We start from the raw sequence: 9,730 nt of genomic DNA on the forward strand, positions 1-9,730 counted from the left end.
CCACCAGCGGCGGCACTTCAGATGGTCGCTTTATCGCCACGTTGGGCACGCAAGTGGTTGAGCTGGGGCCGGTCAACGCGACACTTCACCAGGTCAACGAGCGGGTGCTAGCCAGTGATCTCGACGTGCTGACCGACATTTACTACCACACCCTGATCAAGTTGCTCGCCTGATGCTGGCCTGCCCTATTTGCTCAGAGCCACTCAGCGCAGCGGACAATGGCGTGGTTTGCCCGGCCGGCCATCGTTTTGACCGCGCACGCCAAGGCTACTTGAACCTGCTGCCGGTGCAGCACAAAAACAGTCGCGACCCGGGTGATAACCAAGCCATGGTTGAAGCTCGCCGCGACTTTCTTAACGCCGGTCATTACGCACCCGTTGCCAAGCGCTTGGCCGAGCTGGCCGCCGAACGCGCACCGCAACGCTGGCTCGACATTGGCTGTGGCGAGGGCTACTACACCGCGCAAATCGCCGAAAGTTTGCCTAACGCAGAGGGCTATGCGCTCGATATCTCGCGTGAAGCGGTCAAGCGCGCCTGTAAGCGCAATCCGAACTTGACGTGGTTAATCGCCAGCATGGCGCGTGTGCCATTGGCCGATGCCAGTTGCCAATTCCTGGCGAGTGTTTTCAGCCCGTTGGACTGGCTCGAAGCCAAGCGATTGCTCAGCCCCGGTGGCGGTTTAATGCGGGTTGGCCCAACCAGCGGTCACCTGATGGAGCTGCGCGAGCGGCTTTACGATGAAGTGCGTGACTACGCCGATGACAAACACTTGGCGTTGGTGCCGCAAGGCATGCAATTGCAACACAGTGAGACACTGGCATTCACCCTCAGCTTGAGCGCACCGCAAGATCGCGCCAACCTGCTGGCCATGACCCCACACGGCTGGCGTGCCAGCGCCGAGCGTCGGGCTCAGGTCATTGAGCATCCAGAGCCTTTAGTCGTCACCGTGTCCATGCGTTACGATTACTTCGTGCTTCAATAATCCACTTTACGGCCTGCTGCCTTTGCGACAGGCCCGACTAATCCGCGAATGGATTTTTCAGACACACAGTGAGGTCCATCCATGCGCCAACCCGATATCGAGATTTACCTGAAAGAAGCCGTCACCTACAAAGACGTCGCCAAGTGGCTTTCCACGGTGCTAGGCACCTGTTCGGAGTGGAAGCAAAAGGGGCAGGTGTGGAAATGCACAGCGGGTAACGTCCCCGTCACCTGGATGCCAAAAGCTGTGGGCAAATGGAACAGCCTGTTCCTAGAAAGCGATCAAACACCGTGGGATGACGACATCGCTTGCGCACGGGATGCTTTTAAGGCGTTGAACGTCGAAGTCCGTTGTGCGCCGGGCAGTTGGGAAGAAGCGCAAGGTGAAGACGACGCTGACCGCTGGATCCGCGTCAGCGCAGACGGCGAAGAAGAAATCACTTGGCGAACCGGTTCCTGATATCCATCTGAGTAATCTGAAAAACCTGTAGGAGCGAGCTTGCTCGCGATCTTTTAAGATCAAAAGATCGCAGCCTGCGGCAGCTCCTACAGATGTGTGCGTATGTTACAGCCCTACCACATCTTCTGCCTGAAGCCCTTTTGGCCCCTGTACACAGGTGTATTCAACCTGCAGGCCTTCAGCCAGAGAGCGATGGCCTTCGCCGCGAATGGTGCGGTAATGGACAAACACATCGCTCTCGTTTTCATTTTGGATAAAGCCGTAACCCTTGGCGTCGTTGAACCATTTCACACTGCCTGTCATACGTGTACTCACTCACTTTCCCCTTTTTATTGTTGAATGGGCTTGTTGTTTAGCCCGTTAAGAACGTTCGCGCGAACTTAACTTTATTGGACTTTGTCTGACGTCTTAAGACGAAAGAGCGTCGAGTATAAGTCAGCGCGAAGAACACTCAATCGATATTACTTCGCTACTTTTTTGCCGATTTTCCAGAGATACGGCACACTACCGGCCCGAGTAAACACTCGTTTTAATCCACTAACGCAGAAGCCGTATGACTCGTTCCCCATTTCACCGCCTTGTATTTGGCGCCCTGCGTCGCTTGCTGTACTTGTGGGTCCGCTCGGAGACGATTAACCAGTCCTCCCTGGCGTTGAGTCTGGACCGCAGCCGCCCCGTGTTCTATGTGCTGCAATCGCCTTCGATCACCGAACTGGCGGTAGTCGATGCCGAATGCACCAAAGTCGGTCTGCCGCGACCGGTCTTACCCGTCGTCGTAGGCACCCGAACCGAACCCGCTGCGTTCTTTTACCTGACCCCCGAGCCCGACTGGCTAGGCCGCCAAGACAAACGCGGCGCGCCCCCCACCCTCACTCGACTGGTCGATGGTCTTACCCACAACCCGACTGAGGATGCACAAATCATTCCGGTTAGCGTGTTCTGGGGCCAATCACCTGACAGCGAGTCCAGCCCGTGGAAACTACTGTTCGCCGACAGTTGGGCGGTCACCGGGCGTTTACGCCGCCTGTTACGCATTTTGATTCTGGGTCGAAAAACCCGTGTTCAGTTCTCCGCACCGATTCATTTGCGGGAGCTGGTCGACCTCAACAAAGGTCACGAGCGCACAGTGCGCATGGCTCAACGTATTTTGCGTGTGCATTTTCGTAACCTTAAAATCTCAACCATCGGCCCAGACCTGTCGCACCGGCGCACGCTGGTCAAAGGTTTGGTGAATGAGCCTTCGGTTCGAAGGGCGATTCTCGATGAGGCACAACGCGAAAACATCTCCCCGGAAAAAGCCAAGGCGCAAGCCCTGCGCTATGCCAATGAAATTGCTTCCGACTACACCTACACCGCCATTCGCTTCTTTGAAGTAATCCTGAGCTGGTTCTGGAACAAAATTTACGACGGGGTCAAAGTCAATGACATCAAGGGCGTGCAAGATGTCGCCCCGGGTCACGAAATCATCTACGTGCCCTGCCACCGCAGCCATATCGACTATTTGCTGCTTTCTTATTTGCTGTTTCGCAACGGCCTGACGCCGCCGCACATTGCCGCCGGGATCAACCTCAACATGCCGGTGATCGGCCCCCTGCTGCGACGTGGCGGGGCGTTTTTCATGCGTCGCACGTTCAAGGGCAACCCGCTCTACACCTCAGTATTCAACGAGTACCTACACACCTTGTTCACCAAAGGCTTCCCGGTGGAGTACTTCGTGGAAGGTGGTCGCTCGCGGACTGGGCGTATGTTGCAACCTAAAACCGGGATGCTGGCCATCACCTTGCGCAGCTTCTTACGCTCATCCCGTACGCCCATCGTCTTTGTGCCGGTGTACATCGGCTACGAGCGTGTACTTGAAGGCCGTACCTACTTGGGCGAATTGCGTGGGGCGAGTAAGAAAAAAGAGTCGATATTCGACATTTTCAAAGTCATCGGTGCGCTGAAGCAGAAGTTTGGTCAGGTCGCGGTCAACTTTGGCGAGCCGATCAAACTCGCCGAGTTTCTCGATCAGGAACAACCCCACTGGCGTCAGCAAGTATTGGCGCCGCAGTACCGTCCTGAATGGTTGAACGCCACCACCCACCGCTTGGGTGAGAAAATTGCCCAGCACCTTAACGAAGCGGCGGCGATCAACCCGGTCAATCTGGTGGCACTGGCCTTGTTATCGACCAGCAAACTGGCATTGGATGACCGCGCCATGGCACGGGTATTGGACCTGTACCTGTCACTGCTGCGCCGTGTGCCTTACTCGCCCCACACCACCCTGCCTGAGGGCGATGGCCAGGCGCTGATCGAACACGTAAAAGCCATGGACCTACTGTCTGAACAAAGCGACGCGCTGGGCAAAATCCTGTATCTGGATGAGCAAAACGCGGTGTTGATGACCTACTACCGCAACAACGTGCTGCATATTTTTGCTTTACCCGCCTTGCTGGCCAGCTTCTTCCAAAGCGCATCGCGCATGACCCGCGAGCAAATCCTGCGCTACACCAGCGCGCTGTATCCGTACTTGCAATCGGAGCTGTTCATCCGCTGGTCGCTGGAAGACCTCGACGAGGTGGTCGATCAATGGCTAGAAGCCTTTGTTGAGCACGGCTTACTGCGCTTCGAAAATGACATCTACCTGCGCCCAGCACCCAGCTCGCGCCACTTTGTGCTGCTAACGCTGCTGTCCAAGAGCATTGCGCAAACTTTGCAGCGCTTCTACATGGCCATTTCGCTGTTACTCAACAGTGGCCAAAACACCTTGAGCAGCGAAGAGCTGGAAGATCTGTGCACGATGATGGCCCAACGCCTGTCGATCCTCCACGGGCTCAACGCCCCCGAGTTTTTCGACAAGAGCCTGTTCCGTCACTTTATCGAGACCTTGCTGGAGCAAGACGTGCTGCGCCGCGATACCCATGGCAAGTTGAGCTATCACGAACTGCTAGGCGAACTGGCCGAAGGCGTGGCAAAACGCGTATTACCCGCCGAGATTCGCTTGTCTATTCGCCAGGTCGCGTTGCACCGCAGTGAAGATGCGCAAGATCAATCCGAGACTGTCGGATAAGAGTCAATTCGAGTCAGGACGCCTCCTCAAAGATGTACGGAAGCGTCCTAAACTGATTTGAGTAATGAAACTGTGGCTAGTCTTGGGTTTATGCCGACTTTTTCGGCACAGCACTCATTTTTATAGCTAGCAGATAAGGACATCTCAAATGACTCAACAGAACAACACCGACGTAAAAGGCAGACCAGATATCAGCGTGCCTAACGACAAGAGTATCAAGCCAACAACCGACAGCACCGGCATTCATGGCGGTAATGGCATCAAGCCAACAACCGACAGCACAGGCGTTCACGGCGGTAATGGCATCAAGCCAACAACCGACAGCACAGGCGTTCACGGCGGTAATGGCATCAAGCCCAATACCGGCAGCTTCGGTGTTACCGGCGGCATCAGCATCAAGCAGAACGAAGACAAGCCTGTAATCACGATTGAAACTGGCCGTCTCAAAGTGTCGATTTTCGCTCCTCTCTAAGCGATGACTTAGCACCTGTCTTTGCCTTACTGCCAGTTGTTTGGGCAGTAAGGTTACCTCGCGCAAAAGCACATTCAAGCCAGACAATTGCTGTCAAACCGGACTTCATTGTTAGACTCTTTTAAATCCCTTTTGCATGACGCCTTTTATCAGGGATAAAAATGGAGTCTTTACCATGAAAAAAATCCTTTTACTCAGCCTCACGGCACTGCTGGGAGCCTGTAGCTCGATGAACTCCACCCCTAAAGCCACACTCGACGGCGAAGTGTATTACCTGCAACGCATCGCCCTGCCACCCACTGCCACCCTTGAAGTGAGCCTGCAAGATGTGTCGCTGGCCGACGCCCCGGCCGTTACCTTGGCCAAGCAAAGCGGCCCGATCAAAGGCCAAGTGCCGCTGCCGTTCCACCTCAACTACAACCCGGCAGACGTGAAACCGGGGCATACCTACGCGGTGAGTGCACGGATCGAAGAAGACGGTAAATTGCTGTTTATCAGCACCGAACACAACAGCGTTGACCTGAACGCTAAAACCTTACAACCGATACGCCTGCGCGTCGATCAGGTGCGTTAAACCCCGCCTACCTGTAGGAGCGAACTTGCTCGCGATCTTTTGCTTAACAGATCAACAGATCGCAGCCTGCGGCAGCTCCTACGGGGATATGTCAGCCCGCAGGCTTTAACGCCTTTTTAGGGTAGATGTCGTAACGGCTCGATTTGCCGTCTAGGGCATGACTCGGCTTAGGCCCAGCGATGCACGGCGCTTTACGCGGGCGCTTGACCACCACACGGTGCGTGGCCAGTGCCAACGCCGCCTCCAGCAATGCGGGTGCGTCGTTGTCATCCCCTACTAACGGGCGAAACAAGCGCATTTCCTTCTTCACTAGAGCGGTTTTCTCGCGGTGCGGAAACATAGGGTCAAGGTAGATCACTTGCGGCGGCTCGCCTTCCCAGTTGCGCATCACGTCAATTGAATTGCCTTTAAGTAACTGCATACGCGAGACAATCGGCGCCACTTCAACGTCATCCAGAGCGCGGGCTAAGCCATCTTCCAGCAAGGCACCGATTAAAGGCTGGCGTTCGATCAGGCTCATCTCGCAGCCCAGGCTCGCCAGCACGAACGCATCCTTACCCAGCCCCGCCGTAGCATCCAGTACCCGTGGACGCACGCCCTGCTGGATGCCCACGGCCGTGGCAATCATCTGCCCCGTGCCGCCGCCGAATAACCGGCGATGGGCCGCCCCGCCCTCCACAAAGTCGACCCGCACCGGGCCAGGCGCCTCTGGCCCCAACTGTTGTAGCTGTAAACCTTGGGCGCCGATCTGCAAGGCAAAGTCAGCCTGTGGCTCGTCCAAAGGCACATTCAGACGCTGCGCCCATTGCTCGGCCAAGGGCTGATAAGCCTCGCCCAACGCCTCGACCTTGATGCGACTGCCCGCTGCTTGCTCACTCATTTAAAACACGCTCAAAAATTTAATGATCGGCAACAACTGCCGATAAATGAAATATCCGGCATTTTGCCAGAGCTGGGCGTCGACCGAGAGCTATGTCAGACATTCATTGCACATCTATTGGCTTTATCGCCCCCGTTGGCGACTATGGCCGGCACAATTCCCAAGTCACAGGCAGCGTTAATCACCTGTGGAAGGACTTCTACGCCCAAGCGTTGGCAGAGCAGTCTGCGCCGGATGCAGCCTTTTCAACCCTCAACACGCCTGCCCCATCAGTGGTTGAAAACAGCCCGCCCGAAGGGGGCAGTGACCTATTGAGCCGCATCGTGACCCAGCGCCAGTGCGAGGTCCACGACACCGAACTGCAACCGCCTCAAGCGCTGTTTTTGCCCATTGCTGAGTTTGAGCTGGCGTTGCTACCTGCGCCTGCGCCGCCGTTCCCGGCTGAAGAAATCGCCGCACAGCAACACCTGCAAGATCTCACCAACACGTGGGTTAGGCCGCGAGTTATGGCGCAGGGTCACCCTCTGCCTGAGCCCGGGCCCGCGCCGGAACCACGGTCATTGCACTTACCGATTGCCGAGCTTGAGTGGGCGTTGCTCGACACACCAGCCGAGCCTTATGACGCCACTACCTTGATGGAACAGCAGCGAGCCATGGATTTCGACCTCGCGTGGGCCCGCCCACTCATCATTAACAACCTGCGATTGGCAGCCTAAAGCAGCCCCAGTTGCTCAGTTGTTTGAGGCGCATGCAACTCAGCCAATGCAGGCAGGCCCGGTAAGCGTTGGGTTAACTGCTGATGAAAACGCCGCGCCAGTTCCGGGGCCAAATGGTTATCCGGGGTGTGCAAAAACACGTAGGGCGTGCGCCCCTCTTCAATCCAGCCTGCGACTTTTTCAACCCAAGGTTTTAAGTACGGATCATTGGCGTGCAATTCGGGGCGACCGATAAAGCGTACCTGCGGACATGAAGTGAACGCGGCTGGGCGTGGTGGCACTTTGGGCTTTTTGGACTGCGCGTGAAGCACCGCTGGATCGGTCGACGTGCAACTGAACAAGGCGCGGGAATCAAGACAAATGCGCTCGACCCCGCGCTCCTTCAACAACCGATTGAGCAAGCGCTCGGCATCGCCCTTGGCGAAGAACTCTGGGTGACGCACTTCAATGGCCAGCGGACGCTCCAAGGCGTCTATAAAGCTCATCAGCTCAGCCACGCGTTGCGGACCGAAACTTGCTGGCAGTTGTAGCCATAACGGTGCTACTCGCGCTCCCAATGGCTTTAACAGCTGTAGGAAGCTTTCGGTTGCCACTGAGTGCTCACGCAAATCGCCAGCGTGGCTGATCTCACGCGGGAGTTTGGCGGTAAAACGAAAGTGTTCGGGCATGCTGCTCGCCCAACGCTCGACCGTGGACGGCTTGGGGCTGGCATAGAACGTCGTGTTGCCTTCGACGGCATTGAATACTTGGGCGTACAGGCTCAGAAATTCGCTGGAATGCGCGTTCTGCGGATACAGCCCTTCGCGCCAGGCGTTTTCACTCCAGGACGGGCAGCCGAGGTAATAAGGGAGTTGGGCATCAGTCATGCCGTCAAATGTACAGGTCTAGACCCATCACTTCTATTTCCCAATCGACAAAGCCTTGGGTGGTCAGGTAACTGGCGAGGGCGCTGGCGGCGTTTTTGCTCATGCCACGCTGGAAAATCATGTCTTGGGTGCGCACCGGCAATTGGCTGATGCGCTCACTGGAAGGCGTCTTGCGCGCGCTTTGGGGGGCGCTTTCAGGCTCGGCTTGGCTTTCGTCCACCGCCTCATCAATCGGCACCGAGCCTTTACGCGGCTTGCGCTTGATGGGGTAAGACTGAGAGGGAAAGCCGTCAATACGCATAAATGCAAGCTCGGTTGCGATAACGGCAATTTAGCGGCGTTGGCCTGACTAAGCAAACTGCCAGAGGTAAATCCGGTGAACGGCGCAGCTGCTACAGCCCATCGTGGTGATCTTTTTTGCGTCCTCATGCGCGCATTGGGCTAGATCAGGTTGCGTTCGGCTCTGGTGGCCGCGACTTTGTCACGCAGGTACACCGGCTGGGCGTCATCGGCCAAAATGGCCTCGCCACGCGCCCAAGCAAAACGCGCCAGGGTCAGCAGGTCTTCGGCGTGCGGCAACATGCCCGCGTCCATTGCATAGGGCTTAAGGCTCAAGCGCTCGGCATAACCCCAGCCCGTGCCCGCGCCAAACCATTCCCCGCTGGCGCCGGCAGGTAAAGCGGCGACCTGTGGTGGCAATACGGCCTCTACACCGTGCAAACGCATCTCGCCCGCCTGCTCGCGGTAGCAACCCCAATACACTTCGTCCATACGCGCATCAATGGCCGAGGCCACTTGAGTCGCGCCATGCTCGCGGTAAGCACGCTGGGCTAATACCGCTAGGTTGGAGATCGGTAACACCGGGCGCTCCAGCGCAAAAGCCAACCCTTGCACCACACCAATGGCGATTCTTACGCCAGTGAAAGCACCTGGCCCACGGCCAAAAGCAATCGCCTCGACCGCTGACAGCTCAACCCCGGCCTGAGCCAGCAACTCTTTGATCATCGGTAACAGCTTTTGCGCATGCAGGCGCGGGATCACCTCGTAGTGGCTCGTGACCTTGCCATCGTGTAGCAAGGCAACAGAGCAAGCTTCAGTCGCGGTATCCAGGGCCAGCAAGGTGCTCATCGGTGTTCCCGTCAGAATCAGAATTAAAAAAAGTGACGCAGTATAAACAACAACAGCCCGCAAGCGGGCTGTTGTCACCAAGCAAATCGACGGATCAGTTCAGCGCTTCTAGCACCTTGGCTGTGATCGCTTCTACCGAGCCAACGCCTTCAATGTGGCTGTACTTAGGCTTGCCTTGAGCGGACATAAGCTTTTGGTAAAACGCTACCAGCGGCTTGGTTTGCGAGTGATAAACCGACAAGCGGTGACGAACTGTTTCTTCGGTGTCGTCTTTGCGTTGCACCAGTTCTTCGCCAGTAACGTCGTCTTTGCCTTCAGCTTTAGGCGGGTTATGCGCAACGTGGTAAACGCGGCCAGAAGCCTCGTGTACGCGACGGCCAGCAATGCGCTGGACGATTTCTTCGTCTTCAACGGCGATTTCGACCACGTGATCGAGCTCAACACCGTTGTCTACCAGCGCTTGAGCTTGAGGAATAGTGCGGGGAAAACCGTCAAACAAGAACCCGTTAACGCAGTCTGGCTGAGCAATACGCTCTTTAACCAGATTGATGATCAGGTCGTCAGAAACCAGACCACCGCTGTCCATCACGCTTTTAGCTTTTAG

At 56.4% G+C, this 9,730-nt stretch carries 13 protein-coding genes; 7 read left to right on the forward strand and 6 right to left on the reverse strand.

The features are described from left to right. From AQS70_RS23565 to AQS70_RS05140, 3 genes are all read left to right on the forward strand, one after another. Positions 1 to 173, forward strand: a 173-nt coding sequence (locus tag AQS70_RS23565; RefSeq protein WP_156355023.1) for a M20/M25/M40 family metallo-hydrolase, incomplete at its 5' end; no start/stop codon positions are given. Next, complete coding sequence (locus AQS70_RS05135) at positions 173 to 982, forward strand: putative RNA methyltransferase (RefSeq protein WP_055101832.1); 810 nt, start codon at positions 173 to 175, stop codon at positions 980 to 982. The genes AQS70_RS23565 and AQS70_RS05135, both read left to right, overlap by 1 nt. An 81-nt stretch (positions 983 to 1,063) precedes the next feature. Continuing rightward, complete coding sequence (locus tag AQS70_RS05140; RefSeq protein ID WP_055101833.1) at positions 1,064 to 1,441, forward strand: hypothetical protein; 378 nt, start codon at positions 1,064 to 1,066, stop codon at positions 1,439 to 1,441. A 105-nt stretch (positions 1,442 to 1,546) separates the two neighbouring features. Here AQS70_RS05140 and AQS70_RS05145 read toward each other — a convergent pair whose 3' ends face one another. Next, complete coding sequence (locus tag AQS70_RS05145) at positions 1,547 to 1,756, reverse strand: cold-shock protein (RefSeq protein ID WP_055101834.1); 210 nt, start codon at positions 1,754 to 1,756, stop codon at positions 1,547 to 1,549. Between the two features lie 238 nt (positions 1,757 to 1,994). On the opposite strand from AQS70_RS05145, the gene plsB reads away from it, so the two are divergent. The 3 genes from plsB to AQS70_RS05160 all read left to right on the forward strand — a co-directional run bounded on the left by plsB (position 1,995) and on the right by AQS70_RS05160 (position 5,536). Continuing rightward, positions 1,995 to 4,490 (forward strand): glycerol-3-phosphate 1-O-acyltransferase PlsB, encoded by a 2,496-nt coding sequence (gene plsB, locus AQS70_RS05150; protein WP_055101835.1) that lies wholly within the window; start codon positions 1,995 to 1,997, stop codon positions 4,488 to 4,490. Between the two features lie 148 nt (positions 4,491 to 4,638). Beyond that, entirely contained in the window at positions 4,639 to 4,962 is a 324-nt protein-coding gene (locus AQS70_RS05155; RefSeq protein ID WP_055101836.1) for a hypothetical protein, read from the forward strand. 175 nt (positions 4,963 to 5,137) lie between these two features. Continuing rightward, positions 5,138 to 5,536, forward strand: a complete 399-nt coding sequence (locus AQS70_RS05160; protein WP_055101837.1) for a YbaY family lipoprotein — start codon at positions 5,138 to 5,140, stop codon at positions 5,534 to 5,536. A 91-nt stretch (positions 5,537 to 5,627) separates the two neighbouring features. Here the strand turns inward: AQS70_RS05160 and AQS70_RS05165 are convergent, their stop codons facing one another. Then, positions 5,628 to 6,416, reverse strand: coding sequence for a class I SAM-dependent methyltransferase (locus AQS70_RS05165; protein WP_055101838.1), 789 nt, complete (start codon positions 6,414 to 6,416; stop codon positions 5,628 to 5,630). A 92-nt stretch (positions 6,417 to 6,508) separates the two neighbouring features. Between AQS70_RS05165 and AQS70_RS05170 the strand changes: the two genes are divergently transcribed. Further along, on the forward strand, positions 6,509 to 7,132 hold the full coding sequence (locus AQS70_RS05170; protein WP_055101839.1) for a hypothetical protein: 624 nt from the start codon (positions 6,509 to 6,511) through the stop codon (positions 7,130 to 7,132). Here the strand turns inward: AQS70_RS05170 and AQS70_RS05175 are convergent. From AQS70_RS05175 to adk, 4 genes are all read right to left on the reverse strand, one after another. Next, positions 7,129 to 7,998, reverse strand: coding sequence for a DUF72 domain-containing protein (locus AQS70_RS05175; protein ID WP_055101840.1), 870 nt, complete (start codon positions 7,996 to 7,998; stop codon positions 7,129 to 7,131). The genes AQS70_RS05170 and AQS70_RS05175 overlap by 4 nt on opposite strands. Before the next feature lie 4 nt (positions 7,999 to 8,002). After that, the gene (locus tag AQS70_RS05180) at positions 8,003 to 8,299 is read right to left on the reverse strand and encodes a hypothetical protein (RefSeq protein ID WP_055101841.1); all 297 of its coding nucleotides are present in this window, start codon (positions 8,297 to 8,299) and stop codon (positions 8,003 to 8,005) included. A gap of 140 nt (positions 8,300 to 8,439) precedes the next feature. Continuing rightward, entirely contained in the window at positions 8,440 to 9,126 is a 687-nt protein-coding gene (tsaB, locus tag AQS70_RS05185; RefSeq protein WP_055101842.1) for a tRNA (adenosine(37)-N6)-threonylcarbamoyltransferase complex dimerization subunit type 1 TsaB, read from the reverse strand. Positions 9,127 to 9,220: 94 nt separating this feature from the next. After that, a partial coding sequence (adk, locus tag AQS70_RS05190) for an adenylate kinase (RefSeq protein ID WP_055101843.1) occupies positions 9,221 to 9,730 on the reverse strand: 510 nt, incomplete at its 5' end.

Origin of the sequence: Pseudomonas endophytica (assembly GCF_001411475.1) — a bacterium.
Lineage (GTDB): Bacteria > Pseudomonadota > Gammaproteobacteria > Pseudomonadales > Pseudomonadaceae > Aquipseudomonas > Aquipseudomonas endophytica.

Bases quoted from the DNA above. Each gene is read 5' to 3' on its own strand.
- AQS70_RS05180 (WP_055101841.1), bottom strand. From the start codon at position 8,299: ATGCGTATTGACGGCTTTCCCTCTCAGTCTTACCCCATCAAGCGCAAG.
- plsB (WP_055101835.1), top strand. From the start codon at position 1,995: ATGACTCGTTCCCCATTTCACCGCCTTGTATTTGGCGCCCTGCGTCGC.
- AQS70_RS05165 (WP_055101838.1), bottom strand. From the start codon at position 6,416: ATGAGTGAGCAAGCAGCGGGCAGTCGCATCAAGGTCGAGGCGTTGGGC.
- AQS70_RS05170 (WP_055101839.1), top strand. From the start codon at position 6,509: ATGTCAGACATTCATTGCACATCTATTGGCTTTATCGCCCCCGTTGGC.
- AQS70_RS05175 (WP_055101840.1), bottom strand. From the start codon at position 7,998: ATGACTGATGCCCAACTCCCTTATTACCTCGGCTGCCCGTCCTGGAGT.
- AQS70_RS05135 (WP_055101832.1), top strand. From the start codon at position 173: ATGCTGGCCTGCCCTATTTGCTCAGAGCCACTCAGCGCAGCGGACAAT.
- tsaB (WP_055101842.1), bottom strand. From the start codon at position 9,126: ATGAGCACCTTGCTGGCCCTGGATACCGCGACTGAAGCTTGCTCTGTT.
- AQS70_RS05140 (WP_055101833.1), top strand. From the start codon at position 1,064: ATGCGCCAACCCGATATCGAGATTTACCTGAAAGAAGCCGTCACCTAC.
- AQS70_RS05160 (WP_055101837.1), top strand. From the start codon at position 5,138: ATGAAAAAAATCCTTTTACTCAGCCTCACGGCACTGCTGGGAGCCTGT.
- AQS70_RS05155 (WP_055101836.1), top strand. From the start codon at position 4,639: ATGACTCAACAGAACAACACCGACGTAAAAGGCAGACCAGATATCAGC.